The sequence below is a fragment of the Roseovarius sp. MBR-51 genome, from assembly GCF_053628575.1.
In genome coordinates, this window is sequence record NZ_JBRJGQ010000005.1 from 1 (window position 1) to 15,662 (window position 15,662).

General features: G+C 57.7%; 14 protein-coding genes and 1 pseudogene. 4 read left to right on the plus strand and 11 right to left on the minus strand.

What is annotated here, in order from left to right; translation table 11 throughout:
- Positions 1-89 precede the first annotated feature (89 nt).
- Positions 90-1,361, plus strand: a pseudogene (locus ACSSVY_RS08200) (Hint domain-containing protein); the annotation flags it as partial.
- A gap of 3 nt (positions 1,362-1,364) precedes the next feature.
- A complete protein-coding gene (locus ACSSVY_RS08205) occupies positions 1,365-2,456 on the plus strand; it encodes a Hint domain-containing protein (RefSeq protein ID WP_454268949.1) in 1,092 nt (363 codons plus the stop codon).
- Between the two features lie 7 nt (positions 2,457-2,463).
- Here the strand turns inward: ACSSVY_RS08205 and ACSSVY_RS08210 are convergent, their stop codons facing one another.
- Both ACSSVY_RS08210 and ACSSVY_RS08215 read right to left on the minus strand, forming a co-directional pair.
- Entirely contained in the window at positions 2,464-3,750 is a 1,287-nt protein-coding gene (locus ACSSVY_RS08210) for a sensor histidine kinase (protein WP_454268951.1), read from the minus strand.
- Between the two features lie 430 nt (positions 3,751-4,180).
- The gene (locus tag ACSSVY_RS08215) at positions 4,181-4,513 is read right to left on the minus strand and encodes a hypothetical protein (protein ID WP_085978783.1); all 333 of its coding nucleotides are present in this window, start codon (positions 4,511-4,513) and stop codon (positions 4,181-4,183) included.
- A 123-nt stretch (positions 4,514-4,636) separates the two neighbouring features.
- Between ACSSVY_RS08215 and ACSSVY_RS08220 the strand changes: the two genes are divergently transcribed.
- Positions 4,637-5,029 (plus strand): rhodanese-like domain-containing protein, encoded by a 393-nt coding sequence (locus tag ACSSVY_RS08220; RefSeq protein ID WP_454268953.1) that lies wholly within the window; start codon positions 4,637-4,639, stop codon positions 5,027-5,029.
- A 67-nt stretch (positions 5,030-5,096) separates the two neighbouring features.
- The gene (locus ACSSVY_RS08225) at positions 5,097-6,335 is read left to right on the plus strand and encodes an NAD(P)/FAD-dependent oxidoreductase (protein WP_454268955.1); all 1,239 of its coding nucleotides are present in this window, start codon (positions 5,097-5,099) and stop codon (positions 6,333-6,335) included.
- A gap of 57 nt (positions 6,336-6,392) precedes the next feature.
- Here the strand turns inward: ACSSVY_RS08225 and ACSSVY_RS08230 are convergent, their stop codons facing one another.
- From ACSSVY_RS08230 to ACSSVY_RS08270, 9 genes are all read right to left on the minus strand, one after another.
- The gene (locus ACSSVY_RS08230) at positions 6,393-7,613 is read right to left on the minus strand and encodes a phenylacetate--CoA ligase family protein (protein ID WP_454268957.1); all 1,221 of its coding nucleotides are present in this window, start codon (positions 7,611-7,613) and stop codon (positions 6,393-6,395) included.
- Between the two features lie 45 nt (positions 7,614-7,658).
- Entirely contained in the window at positions 7,659-8,483 is an 825-nt protein-coding gene (locus ACSSVY_RS08235; protein WP_040650282.1) for an ABC transporter ATP-binding protein, read from the minus strand.
- 106 nt (positions 8,484-8,589) lie between these two features.
- Positions 8,590-9,876, minus strand: a complete 1,287-nt coding sequence (locus ACSSVY_RS08240) for an ABC transporter substrate-binding protein (protein ID WP_454268959.1) — start codon at positions 9,874-9,876, stop codon at positions 8,590-8,592.
- Between the two features lie 98 nt (positions 9,877-9,974).
- Positions 9,975-11,051 (minus strand): branched-chain amino acid ABC transporter permease, encoded by a 1,077-nt coding sequence (locus tag ACSSVY_RS08245; protein WP_454268961.1) that lies wholly within the window; start codon positions 11,049-11,051, stop codon positions 9,975-9,977.
- Positions 11,052-11,306 (minus strand): hypothetical protein, encoded by a 255-nt coding sequence (locus tag ACSSVY_RS08250; RefSeq protein ID WP_454268963.1) that lies wholly within the window; start codon positions 11,304-11,306, stop codon positions 11,052-11,054.
- 4 nt (positions 11,307-11,310) lie between these two features.
- A complete protein-coding gene (locus ACSSVY_RS08255) occupies positions 11,311-12,297 on the minus strand; it encodes a branched-chain amino acid ABC transporter permease (RefSeq protein WP_454268965.1) in 987 nt (328 codons plus the stop codon).
- Positions 12,297-12,854: a hypothetical protein gene (locus tag ACSSVY_RS08260; RefSeq protein WP_454268967.1), complete on the minus strand. Its 558-nt coding sequence runs from the start codon at positions 12,852-12,854 to the stop codon at positions 12,297-12,299. The genes ACSSVY_RS08255 and ACSSVY_RS08260 overlap by 1 nt, the downstream gene beginning before the upstream one ends.
- On the minus strand, positions 12,847-13,665 hold the full coding sequence (locus ACSSVY_RS08265; RefSeq protein ID WP_040650283.1) for an ABC transporter ATP-binding protein: 819 nt from the start codon (positions 13,663-13,665) through the stop codon (positions 12,847-12,849). Before ACSSVY_RS08265 ends, ACSSVY_RS08260 begins: the two co-directional genes overlap by 8 nt.
- A 26-nt stretch (positions 13,666-13,691) precedes the next feature.
- Positions 13,692-15,638 (minus strand): AMP-binding protein, encoded by a 1,947-nt coding sequence (locus tag ACSSVY_RS08270; RefSeq protein WP_454269368.1) that lies wholly within the window; start codon positions 15,636-15,638, stop codon positions 13,692-13,694.
- Positions 15,639-15,662: the final 24 nt, after the last annotated feature.

Here is a 15,662-nt window from a genome sequence, read left to right on the forward strand (position 1 = left end):
GAAATCCGAAAGGGCAAAAGTGGACGACTTTTACGCCGCCCGCGACAACACTATGCCGTCGCTACCGTGGCCGAGTATTGCTCCGCCGTTCACAGACATATGACGCCTCCTTTTTGGATGTGGATTTTATCCCAACCGGCGATGTGATGACGATGCAGTTCGTCTTTTCCTCTGAGGAGTATCCAGAGTTCGCCGTAGGTGCGTTTCAGGATTTCTTTGGCGTGTGGATCAATGGCAGCCTTGTGCCCCTCAGCGTCGGCGACGGCGACATTGACCCCAACAATCTCAATGCCGGGTCCAACAGCAACCTATTCATCAACAACACACAAGATCAGTTCAATACCGAGATGGACGGGTTTACCGTCACCATGACCCTAACCATCCCAGTGAATTCCGGCGAAGTGAATTCAATCCGCATCGGCATCGCGGACGTGACCGACGCCAATTACGACTCGACCGTCCTGATTGCCGCCGATAGCGTTCAGACCACGCTGGTCGCTATGGATGATCTGACAACGCTTTTCCCGGATGGAACACGCATAATTGACCTGCTTGGCAATGACGTCAACAACACAGCAGGCACTTTGGTCATCACCCATATCAACGGCAAGGCCGTGGTCGCTGGCGATATCGTCACGCTGAATTCCGGCCAGCAAATCCGGTTGAATGCCGATGGCACTATTGAGGTGATTGGCGACGGCGACACCGAAGTCTTCAATTTCACTTACGAGGTCCGAAGCAGCACTGGCCAGACCGATGTGGGGTTTGTCACTGTCAATTCGGTGCCATGTTTTGTTGCCGGTACGTTGATCCGCACACCGGACGGCGAGGTCACCGTAGAAACCCTGCGGCCCGGAGATCTGGTGATCACCCAAGACGAGGGGCCACAGCCATTACGCTGGATCGGGCGGCGGCGCGTTGCGGCAGAGGGCGCATTCGCCCCGATCCGCATCGCAGCCAATACATTTGGACGGCACCGGGAGTTGCTCCTCTCCCCTCTGCACCGGGTTCTGATCCGTGACAGTCTGGCCGAATTGCTCTTTGGCGAACGCGAGGTTCTGATTGCCGCGCGAGATCTGGTCAACGACCGCTCAGTGCGCAGGGTAGAAGGTGGCATGGTCGATTACGTGCATATCCTCTTTGATCGACATCAGGTGGTGTTCTCAGAAGGGCTCGCCACGGAAAGTTTCTTGCCCGGACCACAAACAACGCAAAGTTTCGAAGCCGAGATCATCGCTGAAATTTGCGCCCTTTTCCCGGAAATCGACCCCGAAACCGGGGTGGGATATAGCCCTGCCGCGCGCCGTACCCTCAAGAGTTATGAGGCAAGGCTCTTGGTGGCGCAGGGACTGGCGGCCTGAGCGGTGGGGTGGATCGGTCTCTCTGATCAGAGCGGTGGGCGGTTCGCCCTGAGCGGGCTTGACGTTCCACAGTCAAAGACCGTGGCCCCACCGCATGATTGCGCCCTGATGGCACGGGGCACGCTGATGATCGAAACCCGTCTGTCGTCCGAGGGGCGACCGCAAACTCTTCTCGCGTTCAGCCGCAGCCATCCATGGAGCGGAGGGTTTTCGCTTCAGGCCTTGCCGGGTGGGGGAATTGTGCTGATCGAGACGCAAGCAGGCGATGTGCGCCATGCAACCCTGCCCTACCGCGCCGATGACCGCACGGACACCTTACGCCTGACCTATGCTTGGGATGCTCCTGCACGTTGGGGACGCCTGTCCCTCGAGCGGCCCGAGATGGACCGCGTGCACAGCATCCTGCTGCCGCCGCCACACCCAATGCCGCTTGCTGACCTGCGCACTGTGCTGACGGATCCGCGCCAACGCCAAATGGACCCCGATGTCATCTTTGTGGCACTTTCAACCCAGATTGAACCGATTGGCCCGATGCCCGGATTGAGCGCGAGCGTGCCAGTTTGCACTCCACGAGGCTATGTGCCAGCGGGTCACCTCAAGCGAGGCGATCTGGTGGATACGGAGGAAGGGCAAATTGTCCCGGTCTTGCAAACCGTTGCGCGGCGCGTACCGGCCATGGGGAGTTTCCGTCCGGTCCGGCTGCGCGCGCCCTATTTCGGCTTGCGGCACGATATTGTCGTCTCTCCGCAACAAAGGTTGGTGATCCGTGGCTCGGAAGTGGAATACCTCTTCGGTTGCGAGGCAGTTCTGGTCCCGGCACGCCATCTGGTCAACGGCTTCTCCGCGCTTTTCGCCGAGACCTCTGACATTGTTAGCTATCACCATCTCCTCTTGCCCGGACATGAAGAGATCATTGCAGCCGGAACCCGCACGGAGAGTCTTTATATCGGGCGTCTCCGGCGCAATCCAGACCTGCTGCGCGCCAGCGTGCTGGCCGAGTTTGACCGCGCCCGCCTGCCCGAACACCCAAGGCCGATCTGGCCGGTGCTCAAGCCCTATGAGGCAATAACCTTGGCAATGAACCGCGCAGCCTGAGCCAGTGTCAGGACACTGCCGGCTCAATCGAGGCGGGCAATTCGATCCAGACCCGCGCACCGCTTGGAACATCGAAGTCTATCCCGACGGTGCCCGACATCGCTTCGGCCTTGATCCGCGCAAGGGCAAGCCCCATTCCTGCGCCAAACGTCGTCCCCGTGGCGTGCGCCAGTCGCTCGAACGGTGCAAAGGCCAATGCCGGATCGACTGCGCCGAATCCGGGGCCATCGTCAGACACGGTGATGCGGTGATACCCGGCTCTTTCGCTCTTGACCCGAATCCAGACAGTGCCCGCGGACCCGCAATAGCGCACACCGTTCTCTACCAATTGCCCCAAAGCATCCTCAAACAACGCGGTATTTGCGAGAACAGTGGCTTTGGTATCCTCCACCTGCAGCACAACGCCTCGCCGCAACGCCTCTTCTTGATAGCGCGCGACAACCCGATCAATCACCAGCGCCACGCGCACGGGCACAAGTGCCACCGATGTGCGGCGCGCTGCGATATCAGCGAAATGCATGGTCTTATCAACTGTTGCGAGCAACGTCTCGCCTGCTTCCATGATCCGGCTGGCATATTCGGTCTGCCGTACATCGCCACTGCGTTGCGCGTCATCCCGCAACAAATCAGCGAGACCTATCACCGCATTCAGTGGCGTGCGCATTTCATGGCTGATCCCTGACAGCAACACGGTCTTGGCTCGGCTAGATTGCTCGGCATCCCGCCGTGCGCGCTTGATCTCGAGCGAATGCTGCGCCGAGACAATCGCAAAATAAAGAACAGGGTAAACGATTGTACTGAACGCCGTCAGGGCCGACATCGGAGCATAAATCCGTTCAGCCTTCGCCTCGCCGATGATCAAAGTCCAATCCCCTTGCGTGACAAACCAAGCAGCCCATAAAACCACAGGCAAAGCCACCATCGCCGCGATATGAAACCGGTCACGGTAGATCGAGAACACGGCAAAGGGGAATCCCACCATCGGAATTAACATGAGGTCCACATGTCCGTTTGGATGCACCACGCACGCGCCCAGAAAAATAGCGACGTTGGTTGTGGTCAACCAACAGGTGTTAGCCCAAACCAAAGGCAAGTAGGTCCTGAACAACCGCACGACGGCAAACCCGTTAAAGGCCAGCACCCCGATCAAGAATACCTCAATCTCTCCGCTTAGCCCGGTGAGAACCATCCAACCAAAGGTGAAGACAAGCCCAAACCAGACGAAAGCAAATGAAACCTGACGGCGGCGCGCCCCCGCCTCAGTGACAATTCCCTCTGATAATTCTCTCTGCATCAGAGCTTCTACCTTTACAGCACTCTGCCTTACCATCCGTCGGTTGATGCAAATGAGACACCAATCCATTAAATGGCCAATCGTTAGTAAAATTACAGTCCAACCTATCGTATAGGATCGGTCATCTGGAAAACCGTCTTCCGATAGTTGCACCACGACATACATACGAGCCAATTTAACAATGGGAAGAAGAATTTTAGTCCGGTTACTGCCATATCGAACTCAGCCGAAAAGCACCGGCGCAAAACAATCGCATAGATTGCAATCTATTGATAAATCACCGGATTTTTACGACCCAAGCGGGAGTTAACGTTGGGTAACCCCGTATCTTCGCGATAATTGGTCGCACATCACGCGATTTCCAAGGATCGCCCGATTTTTCACCCAAAAGAAGAAGCGGACGCCGAAGGCTAGCCGATAGATAATCCTATCAGTCGAAGAATGGCGTCATCTGCGCCACGATCACAGAATTTTCATCCAAAGCACGCTGCATCAACGCACGTTCTTCATCGGATATGTCGTGACCTTCTGCCTCTCGCTCGGCCAAAGTGCCGTATCCTGACACGTCTAGCGGCGCACAGTCGGCCTGTTTAAGTATCGCGACCGTCTCGCGTACCGCTTCAGCCTCATCGACACCAGAGGCGTAGACCATCAGCGCGGCACCTGTCGCCTTGTCGGGCAGCCCGTCCCCAGCCTTGCGGCCTATTTCTACCAGCAGTGTAAAAACCTGTTGGCGGTTGGGTTTCTTTTCAGTGTCGGTCATGCCTGCCCCTCCATCGCGCGCAGCCCTGAGCCAAGCCATGCCCAAAGTCAAGCGTAGGCCGGGTTTCCATCCAGCACCGCACACGATAGCGTGCAAACAAAACGCACAGCGGAGGAGACACACGTGAAAAAAATCAAGGATATGGTGGCCGAGGCCAATGCGGTGGTCGAGCACGGCACCGCTGCAGAGATGCTCAACCTTCACGGCAGCGACGGCGTAACCTTTGTCGATCTGCGAGACCCTCGCGAATTGGAACGCGACGGGATGATTTCTGGCGCGTTCCACTGTCCGCGCGGCATGCTGGAGTTCTGGATCGACCCCGAAAGCCCCTATGCAAAACCGCAGTTTCAAAGCGGCAATCGGTTTGTGTTCTACTGCGCCTCCGGCTGGCGCTCGGCTCTCTCAACGCAAACTGCGCAGGAAATGGGGCTGAAAAATGTGAGCCACATCAGCGACGGATTCAAAGGCTGGCAGGCAGCAGGCGGCGCAGTGGCGGAAAAGCCCAAGAAGGTCTGAACCATCCCCTTGCATTCCCCCATCCTGTTGCCCAACGTGCACGCAAACAGAATGGGGACAACACACCATGTCGAGCAAGATCATCGTCATCGGCGCGGGTATTTGCGGTCTGAGTGCGGCGATATGGCTGCGCCGGGCGGGCCATGATGTGACACTGCTTGACAAGGATGGCCCCGGCGCAGGCGCGTCCTTTGGCAATGCCGGGCTCTTGGCGCAATGGGCAATTGTGCCAGTCAACACGCCCGGCGTGCTGTCGACCGGGCTGAAATATGCCCTGAACCCAAACAAGCCACTCTTTGTGCAATGGTCCTATTTCCCGCGCCTGATCCCGTGGTTGATAAAATTCGCGGGCAACGCCAATGACCAAGACGCGCGGCGCATGGTAGCAGGGATCACCGCCATTGTCAGCGACAGTCTGGATCAACATCTGGCCCTCACACGCGGAACGCGGGCTGAAAAATGGGTGGCCTCCAGTGATTTCAGCTATGCTTATGAAAGCCGCGCCGAATTTGAGGCTGACGCCTATGGCTGGACGCTCAAACATGAGGCAGGCTATGTGCCCGAGGTGTTGGAAGGTTGTGCCGTGCAAGAGGCAGAGCCGATGCTCGGACCCGCGATCCAATGCCTTGCAACGCTCAAGGGTCATGGTCACATTCTGAATCCCGGCGCCTACATGGCCGATCTCGCTGCTGTGCTACAGGACGAAGGCGGGCATTTTGTCCAGGCCGAAGTCCGCGACCTTACGCTTTCGGATGGACATATCTCTGGTGTCGAAACAGATCGCGGCCGAATGCCCTGCGATAGTGCTGTGCTGGCGGCCGGTATCTGGTCCAAACCCCTGATGCAAAAACTTGGCCTGAAGGTGCCGCTTGAGGCCGAGCGCGGCTATCACTTGCACTTCAACAAACCCTCGCAGATGCCACGCAACCCGATGATGATCGCCAGCTGCAAATTCGCTGTTAACCCGATGGCGCATGGGCTTCGTTGTGCGGGAACAGTCGAACTGGGCGGTATCACCAAGGGTCCATCCCGGGCCCCGCTCGATCTGATCCGGCGCGGCACGGCACGTGTCTTTCCCGATTTGACCTATGAGGGGGTCGAGGAGTGGATGGGCTTTCGCCCGTCTACGCCCGACAGCCTGCCGCTGATTGGCGAGATTGGGCGCACGGGTGTACACGCGGCCTTTGGACACCAGCATATTGGGCTGACAGCTGGCCCCAAGACGGGGCGGATCGTGGCCGACCTTTTGAGCGGCAAGCGCCCGAATATCGACCTTGCACCTTATAACGCAAATCGGTTCGCATGACAGCCCCGCGATCTTGAAAAGATCGCGGTCCGAAATCCTTTCTAGATTTCGGCCGCGTTACTCGTAGCTGCGCAGGTCTTCGATCACCTTGCCATCATTGGGCAGGCTGCCGGGCGGCACGATTTCGATCCGGCCCTTGAGCTTGAGTGTCTCGGCAACTGATCCGGCAAAATGCTCGGCCTCACCGACTGTGGCCTCGATCCGAACGGTCATCACATCTGCCTCGCCCTCACGGCTGGCAATCACGCGCGCGCGCGAGATGCTGTCATGCCGCGCCACCAAAGCGGCCACCTGCTCCGGACGGACGAACATGCCCTTGATCTTGGTGGTCTGATCGGCGCGGCCCATCCAGCCCTTGATCCTCAGGTTTGTGCGGCCACAGGGGCTTGTCCCTTCCATCACCGCACTGAGATCGCCCGTGGCGAAACGGATCAACGGATAGTCAGGATTAAGCGTCGTCACGACCACTTCGCCCACCTCGCCGGGGGCGACAGGAGTGCCCGTGCCGGGGGTCACGATCTCGACAATCACACCCTCGTCGACGATCATCCCCTCCTGTGCCGCGCTTTCATAGGCGATATTGCCCAGATCAGCCGTGGCATAGCATTGCAGACACTGAATGCCGCGCTCGGCGTACTCGGCCCTGAGCGACGGGAACAGCGCCCCGCCTCCCACGGCCGCCTTGGTGATCTTGAGTGACACTCCCATCTCTTTGGCCTTGTCGAGGATAACTTTGAGGTAATCGGGCGTACCGGCATAGGCGGTGACCCCCACATCATATGCAGCACGAACCTGCAATTCGGTCTGGCCCGTCCCGGCCGGCAAAACCGCAGCGCCGACTGCGCGCGCGCCATTCTCAAAGATCATTCCGGCAGGGACCAAATGATAGGAAAAGCAATTCTGCACGATATCGCCCCTACCAACACCGCAGGCATGCAGAAATCGACCCATACGCCACCAGTCATGGGCCACGCCTCCCGGCTCGTATATCGGCCCCGGCGATTGGAACACATGCGCGAAATCATGCGCGGCACGACTCGTGAGCCCGCCAAATGGCGCGGCCTGCCCTTGCGCGCGCCCCATATCAGATTTTCGTAGCACTGGCAGGCGCGCCAGATTGGCCACGTCAGTAACCTGTGCCGCGTCAAATCCATCCAAAGTCCCAGCATAACCCGGCAAGAGCTGCGCCCGAGCGATTTGCTGAGGCAGCAGATGTGTCAGAGCTTCGGCGCGCGCCTCATCACTTCGGGTCTCTAGGGAATCAAAATACTGGGTCATGCCATCATCCTCTGGCGCAGGGTCATGCAAATGGGAAACCGCGCGTCACGCCAACCAACGCTTGCGGCGGCGATAGCTGCGCACGTCCCTGAACGATTTGCGCCCCTCATCCGACATTCCAAGGTAGAATTCCTTGACGTCAGGGTTCTCACGCAGGCTTTTGGCATCGCCATCCATCACCACGCGCCCGGATTCGAGGATATAACCATAATGCGCGAACCTCAGCGCCACATTGGTATTCTGCTCAGCCAGCAGGAACGTGTAGCCCTGCTCTTCGTTCAACGATTTTACGATGCCAAAGATCTGTTCCACAAGCTGCGGCGCAAGGCCCATGCTTGGCTCATCCAAGAGGATTGTCTCAGGGCGTGACATCAGCGCCCGACCAATCGCGACCATCTGTTGCTCTCCGCCCGAGGTATAGCCAGCCTGCGATTTCCGCCGCTCCTTGAGGCGCGGGAAATAGTCGTAAACCATATTGAGATCTGCATCAATCTCGCCACGCGAAACACCACGCGTATAGGCCCCGGTCAAGAGGTTCTCTTCGACCGTCAGATGCTCAAAGCAATGCCGCCCTTCCATCACCTGCACCACGCCCTTCTTGACCAGATCAGAGGGCATGAGATCCTGTACCCGCTCACCGCGGTAGGTGATCGTACCCTTGGTCACTTCGCCACGCTCGGATTTAAGCAGATTAGAGATCGCCTTGAGCGTGGTTGTCTTACCCGCACCATTGCCGCCCAAGAGGGCCGTGATCCCGCCCTTGGGTACGTTGAGGCTGACACCCTTGAGCACGAGAATGACGTGATTGTAGATCACCTCGATGTTGTTGACCTCAAGCAGGGTCTCGTCGCGTGGGGAAGTATCCAGCATCACAGATCTCCGTCTCAGACAGACAGGACAGCCCCGTCGCCATCATGTCAAAACACTCATGGTCTCCGGCCGCGGATCACTCCGCGACCGGAATGGCTCACTCAGATCAGCAGCCCGGCGTGATGCCGCTTTCGGCGGCAAAGGCCGCGCTGTCCTCGGCCACGAGCGCCGAGATGATCTCTTGATCCGACTGGAAGTAGTCGGTGATGAGCTTGAACTCGCCCGCAGCCGCATCCCATTGCGACACCGCGCCAAAGCCGTTGCCACCGTGGTTCTGACAGCTGACCTTGAACTCGGGGCCAAAGTTGGGCAGGCCGAGCGCCGCCATCTTGGCCTCAGTCATTTCGAGATTCTCCATGCCGTCCCGCATCTGCGCCGCGTTGATCGCGGACACGCCGTGCATTTCCTGCGCGGTCTTGATCGCCTCGGCGGCCAGCATCGCGGCATACATGCCCCGGTTATAGAGCACCGAGCCCACCTGATCGCCGGCACCAGCGGCCTTTCCGCCATCCACCACAAATTTGCGGAGGTCGTCATAGACCGGATACTCATCCCCAAGGTTGTGGAATGTCAGTGCCTTATAGCCATTGGCACCCTCACCGGCGGCCTTTACGTCATTCTCGGAGCCGGACCACCAAATACCGATGAACTGATCCATGGGATAGCGGATGTTGACCGCCTCTTGCACGGCCACTTGGTTCATCACGCCCCAGCCCCACATCAGCACATTGTCCGGCTTTTCGCGGCGGATTTGGAGCCACTGAGATTTTTGTTCCTGTCCGGGATGTTCGACCGGCAACAGGGTCAGTTCAAAGCCATGCTTCTTGGCCAGCTCTTCCAATGTGCGGATCGGCTCTTTCCCATAAGCAGAGTTGTGATAAACGAGCGCTATCTTTCGCCCTTTGATATCACCGCCGTTCTCGTTCAGAATATGGGTTATGGCGTGGCTTGCGCCATCCCAGTAGTTGGCAGGGTAGTTGAAGACCCACTTGAAAACTTCGCCATTCTTGGCCGAGGTGCGGCCATAGCCCATCGTGTGCATCGGGATGCCATCAGAGGAAACCTTGGGGATCAGCTGATAGGTGATGCCGGTGCTGAGCGGCTGATAGATCAGCGCGCCGTTGCCCGCGGATTTGGTGGCTTCATAGCACTCCACCCCCTTCTCAGTGTTATAGCCCGTCTCGCATTCCACCAGATTGATTTTTTCCCCGCCAATGCCGCCATCGCGCTCGTTGAGCAGGGTAAAGTAATCCTGGTAGCCGTCCGAGAACGGGATGCCATTCGCGCCGTAAGGCCCAGTGCGATAGCTGGTATCAACGATCGTTAGCTCGGCCAGCGCCGGGCTTGCGACCAACATGGCGGCGGTCAGCGCCGTCAGCAGTCTCTGTTTCATCGGTTTATTCCTCCCTTGGTTTTTCCGACGTCTTGTCTTGGACGCAGTGTAATGCGCCCAATTTCTTAGGGTGGGATCACCCCACCAATACCCATCCCTCAATGCGGAAAGGGCCAAAGTCTCAACTTCTCCTTGGCGACCCGCCAAAGCTGCGCCAGACCATGCGGCTCTGCGATCAGGAAGATGATGATCAGAGCGCCGACAATGATGAACTCAAGATGCGCGGCAAGATCGGTGGGCCAGCCAAGACCCCCGACAAGCGTGTTCTTGAGAAGCACCGGCAAAAGCACAAGAAACGCGGCGCCGGCAAAGCTCCCGAAAATCGACCCAAGTCCACCAATGATCACCATGAAGAGAACAAGGAACGACTTGTTGATGCCAAAGGCCTCGCCCACCTCGACCGCGCCCAGATAGACTGCGAAAAACAGCGCGCCCGAGATGCCCACAAAAAACGAACTGACGGCAAAGGCGGTCAGCTTGGCCTTGAGCGGGTTCACCCCGATGATTTCGGCGGCGATGTCCATATCACGGATCGCCATCCATTTGCGTCCGGCCATACCGCGCGTCAAGTTTCGCGCTATGATGGCCGAGGCCACCACGAACACGAGGCAAAAGAGATAGGCTGCCCAAGGGGCAGTTTCCGCCCCCGTGACCGGCACTCCCAAAAAGGAACGTTCGGGCGCGCTGATCTGGCCAGACGCCGAGTAATTGTAGAACCACGGCACCCGATTGAAGAGCCAGACCAGAAAGAACTGCGCCGCCAACGTCGCGACTGCAAGGTAGAACCCTTTGATCCGCAACGACGGCAGGCCGAATAGAACCCCGACAGCTGCCGTTATGACGCCAGCAAGAATGATATGAATCAGAATGCTTACGTCCGGAAAGCTGGTCATCAACTTGTAGACCGAATAGGCCCCTACGGCCATGAACCCGCCCGTTCCAAGCGACACCTGCCCGCAATATCCCACAAGAATATTGAGACCGATGGCGGCAATCGCGTAGATTAGAAACGGTAGAAACACCGCATTAACCCAGTAATCGTTGACCACAAACGGCACGACCGCAAAGGCTGCAACCAGCACCACGTAATAGCGGTAACGATCGAACTTGATCGGAAAGGTCTGGCTGTCGTCGGTATAGGAGGTCTTGAAATCCCCCGCCTCACGGTAAAACATCTAGAGAACCTCCCCATGGATTTCGTCGTCTTCGCGCTTGATCGCGCGATTTGCGGGTTTGGCATAACCTGTGGCCTCGGTGTGGCGCACCAGCCAGAGGTATGCGAGCATACCCACACCCCCACCGAATGCGGCGAGGACTGCGGCTGTGACCATCTGCCCGGTGTTTTCCACCCGAGCCGACAGCGCGAGATAGCCAAACGACCAGAACCCGGCCCAGGCGATCACGTTGACGATGGCAATCAGCTTTTGCATGGTCTCACACCCTCTCGATGATCTTTTCGCCGAACAGACCCTGTGGTCGGAACACAAGGAAAATAAGAGCCAGAACATAGGCGAACCAGTTCTCGGTTGCCCCGCCCACCATGGGACCAATCGCAAATTCAAAAAGCTTTTCACCCACACCGATGATCAACCCCCCCACGATCGCACCGGGGATTGACGTAAAACCGCCCAGCATCAGCACGGGCAACGCCTTGAGAGCGATCAGCGAGAGCGAGAATTGCACACCCGACTTGGTGCCCCACATAATGCCCGCCACCAGCGCGACAAACCCCGCCAGCGACCAAACCATGACCCAGATGAAGTTGAGCGATATGCCAACGGACAGAGCCGCCTGATGGTCGTCCGCCACCGCGCGCATCGCGCGACCCTGCTTGGAATATTGTGCAAAGGCCACGAGCGCGATCACCAAAAGCGCTGCCACCCCTGTTGCCACAATATCAAGATTGTCGATGAAAAAGCCGTAACCCATGATCTCGAATGTCGTGGCGTCTACCCAGTCGTTGATCCCCTGCGGCAGGCCCACGTCCAGCTTCTTGATGTCGCTGCCCCACATCATATCCCCAAACCCTTCGAGGAAATAGGCAAGACCAATCGTCGCCATGAAGAGGATGATCGGTTCCTGATTCACCAGATGCCGGAAGATCAACTGATTCACGATCCAAGCGAGCGCCACCATGATCACCATGGTCAACAGGATTGCCACCAGCCCAGGTAAATGCCACCCAAAGTGGTGGATCTCCGTGCCGAAAATCGCGTTGATCAAATGGCTGAAGGGTACGCGTCCCTCCATCATCCCCACCAAGGTCATCGCCGCAAACAGCGCCATCACCCCTTGCGCATAGTTGAAGATGCCTGATGCCTTGTAGATGAGCACAAAGCCCAAGGCGACCAGCGCATAGAGCACCCCTGCCATGAGGCCATTGAGCACGACCTCCATCCCGAAAATCAACTGATCAGGCATTAGCGGCACTCCTCTGGGAAAAGATTGCAGGCGAATTCGGTTTCGACGACGTGAAACACGACAACACTCGTGAAGCTCAACGATGGGTTGCCCGCAAAGTTCATCATGACGTGGACAAAGTCCTTTTCAGTCGTGTGAATGGCCCCGGACGCCGCGCCAAAATCCTCGATCTTCGTCCCGGCGAGCGGAGCGGTGGTCAATTCTGCCGTACCCCGCAAACCCTCATAGCGACTGATCCGGTCCCAAATCTGAATTGCATCCTCGGTCGAAGCTCTGAAGCTCAAGACCTTACAGGCATCACCGCCCTGTCGAATACCTAGAACATGCTGCGCCTGCGCATCGGTCCACAGCGTCCAGCTTTCAAAGGACTCGCCGATATTGCGCCCAAGCTGTTCGGACTGCTCCGGGGTGAACTGAGTCAGATCGGCAGTCACAGGCGTGGTCGCATCCTTGATCGAGGCAAGGCAGCGCTCTTCCAGAAATGTAGCGAACTGATCTGATGGCGCAGCATTGGCTGCGATTGGCAGCATGCTGGCCATCACCAATGCCCTAATCATGCGCGACCCCCAGATAGGCGTCGATCACGTCTTGATTTCTGCGCACCTCGTCGGGGGTGCCGTCGCCGATTTTCTTGCCATAATCCATCACGACCACCCGGTCGGAGAGGTCCATGACCACACCCATATCATGTTCAATGAGGGCAATCGTGGTGCCAAATTCGTCGTTCACGTCGAGGATAAAGCGGCTCATGTCCTCTTTCTCTTCGACGTTCATACCCGCCATCGGCTCATCTAAGAGCAGGATCGACGGCTCCGCCGCGAGCGCGCGCGCCAATTCCACCCGCTTTTTCAGACCATAAGGCAGGCGCCCCACAGGGGTCTTGCGGATATGCTGGATCTCCAGAAAGTCGATGACCTTTTCGACGACTTCGCGGTTCAAGGTCTCTTCCCGCTCTGCCTTGCCCTTCCAGATTGCCTGTGACAGCAGGCCCGCCTTCATTTGCCGGATGCGGCCCGTCATCACGTTGTCGAGCACGGTCATGCCTTCAAACAGAGCGATATTCTGGAATGTCCGAGCAATTCCTTGCCGCGCCACCTCATAGGGTTTCATCTGGGGTCGCCGTGCGCCCTGATACCAGACCTCGCCCTCTTGCGGATGATAGAACCCGCTTATCACATTCAACATCGAGGATTTGCCTGCCCCGTTCGGCCCGATAATGGCGCGGATTTCTCCCTGACGGATGTCAAAACTGATGTCCTTGATCGCCACGACGCCACCGAACCGTAGTGTGATGTTCTTCATCTCCATCACCACGCCGCCGATCTTGCGACCGTCTTCGGTCGTGTAACCTTCGCTCGCGTCAAGCATGACAGCCTCCCTATGTTCCTGCCCGCTCATTCCGCCGCCACCTTATGCGCCGCTGCCACCGGCGCGACCTTGGCATCGACGATCTTGAGGGTAGCGCTGATCGCACCCTTGCGGCCGTCCTCGTAGGTCACTTCAGTGGTGGTGTAGATTTCACTCGACCCATCGTAGAGCGCGGTCAGAAGGTCATCGAATTTCTCCGATATTACACTTCTGCGCACCTTGCGGGTGCGGGTCATCTCACCATCGTCGGCATCCAACTCTTTATGAAGCACAAGGAACCGATGCACTTGGCAATGTGACAGCATCGGATCGTCGGCGAGGCTGCGATTGACCTCTTCCACATGGGCCTTGATCGTCTCCAACACCTTGGGATGCCCGGCCAATTCCTGATACGACGCATAACCGATGTTGTTGCGTTCGGCCCAATTTCCAACTGCCGTAAGGTCAATGTTGATGAAGGCGGAGCAGACATTGCGCCCGTTGCCAAACACCACCGCTTCCAGAATATTGGGATAGAACTTGAGCTTGTTCTCAACATATTTGGGGGCGAACATCCGCCCATCGGCCATCTTGCCCACATCTTTGGCGCGATCAATGATCCGCAGATGCCCACTGCCTTCCTCGAAAAAGCCTGCATCGCCTGTGGCAACCCAGCCCTCAGCATCCTTGGTGGATGCCGTGCTCTCGGGATTCTTATAGTAATACTCAAACGTACCCGCAGAGCGGTAGAATACCTCGCCCGTATCGCTGATTTTGATTTCCACACCTGGTGCAGGCACCCCGACGGTATCGCTGCGGACCTCGCCATCTGGCTGTAGGGTGATGAATACGCTGGCCTCGGTCTGACCGTAGAGCTGTTTCAGATTGATCCCAAGCGAGCGGTAGAAATCAAAGATCTCCGGACCGATCGCTTCGCCCGCCGTATAACCAACCCGAACCCGACCAAGCCCGAGCGTATCCTTGAGCGGGCCGTAAATGAACAGGTTCCCAAGCGCATACTTCAGCCGGTCCATTCCACTCACTGGCTTACCATCGAGGATCGAAGGACCGACCCGCCGGGCGTGCGCCATGAAGTGATCAAAGAGCCACTTCTTGACGCGTCCTGCATCCTCCATCCGGATCATCACACTGGTCAGCTGAGTCTCGAACACCCGCGGCGGGGCGAAGTAATAGGTCGGTCCAATCTCGCGCAGATCGGTCTGCATGGTTTCCGGGCTTTCAGGGCAGTTGACGCAGAAACCGCACCAATAGGCCTGCCCGATGGAAAAGATGAAATCGCCCACCCATGCCATCGGTAGATAGGCAAGCACTTCTTCATCTTTGGTCAGTTTGTCGAATTCAGACGAGGATTTCGACGCTTCGATAATGTTGCGGTTGCTCAGAACCACGCCCTTGGGCTTTCCGGTGGTGCCAGAGGTGTAGAGCATGACACAGACGCTGTCATAGGTAAGCCGGCCGCGCCGCGCCTTGAGATCCTCGATCCATTCGTAATAGGCGGCGCGCCCTTGCTCCTGGATGTCGATAAAGCGGTGCAGTTTGTGGTGATCGTATTTCCGCAATCCACGTGGATCGACGTAGATCATATGTTCAAGCTTATGCAGCCCTTCCTGCACCTCGATCAATTTGTCGACCTGCTCCTGATCCTGCACGATCGCAAAGCGGGCCCCGCAGTGGTCCATGACATAGGCCATCTCGGGGGCGGCGGCGTCCTGATAGAGCGGCACAGGGATCGCTCCGACTGATTGCGCGGCGACCATCGCCCAATAAAAATGTGGGCGGTTCTGGCCAATGATCGCGATGAAATCGCCCTCATTCACGCCAAGGTTGATGAGACCCAAGGCAAGTGCCTCAATTTCCTCCTCCGCCTCGGCCCAGGTCCAGCATTGCCAGATACCATATTCCTTTTCGCGGTAGGCGGATTTATCCGCAAATCGCGTGGCGTTACGTTGCAACAGCGCCGGAACGGAATCCATCCCGTCCGTCGCCTGTGACGGCTG

What these genes read in the sequence shown, in the direction of transcription:
- ACSSVY_RS08210 (WP_454268951.1), bottom strand. Translation starts at nt 3,750, where the DNA reads ATGCAGAGAGAATTATCAGAGGGAATTGTCACTGAGGCGGGGGCGCGC.
- ACSSVY_RS08225 (WP_454268955.1), top strand. Translation starts at nt 5,097, where the DNA reads ATGTCGAGCAAGATCATCGTCATCGGCGCGGGTATTTGCGGTCTGAGT.
- ACSSVY_RS08260 (WP_454268967.1), bottom strand. Translation starts at nt 12,854, where the DNA reads ATGATTAGGGCATTGGTGATGGCCAGCATGCTGCCAATCGCAGCCAAT.
- ACSSVY_RS08270 (WP_454269368.1), bottom strand. Translation starts at nt 15,638, where the DNA reads ATGGATTCCGTTCCGGCGCTGTTGCAACGTAACGCCACGCGATTTGCG.
- ACSSVY_RS08230 (WP_454268957.1), bottom strand. Translation starts at nt 7,613, where the DNA reads ATGACCCAGTATTTTGATTCCCTAGAGACCCGAAGTGATGAGGCGCGC.
- ACSSVY_RS08240 (WP_454268959.1), bottom strand. Translation starts at nt 9,876, where the DNA reads ATGAAACAGAGACTGCTGACGGCGCTGACCGCCGCCATGTTGGTCGCA.
- ACSSVY_RS08245 (WP_454268961.1), bottom strand. Translation starts at nt 11,051, where the DNA reads ATGTTTTACCGTGAGGCGGGGGATTTCAAGACCTCCTATACCGACGAC.
- ACSSVY_RS08255 (WP_454268965.1), bottom strand. Translation starts at nt 12,297, where the DNA reads ATGCCTGATCAGTTGATTTTCGGGATGGAGGTCGTGCTCAATGGCCTC.
- ACSSVY_RS08250 (WP_454268963.1), bottom strand. Translation starts at nt 11,306, where the DNA reads ATGCAAAAGCTGATTGCCATCGTCAACGTGATCGCCTGGGCCGGGTTC.
- ACSSVY_RS08235 (WP_040650282.1), bottom strand. Translation starts at nt 8,483, where the DNA reads ATGCTGGATACTTCCCCACGCGACGAGACCCTGCTTGAGGTCAACAAC.
- ACSSVY_RS08215 (WP_085978783.1), bottom strand. Translation starts at nt 4,513, where the DNA reads ATGACCGACACTGAAAAGAAACCCAACCGCCAACAGGTTTTTACACTG.
- ACSSVY_RS08265 (WP_040650283.1), bottom strand. Translation starts at nt 13,665, where the DNA reads ATGCTTGACGCGAGCGAAGGTTACACGACCGAAGACGGTCGCAAGATC.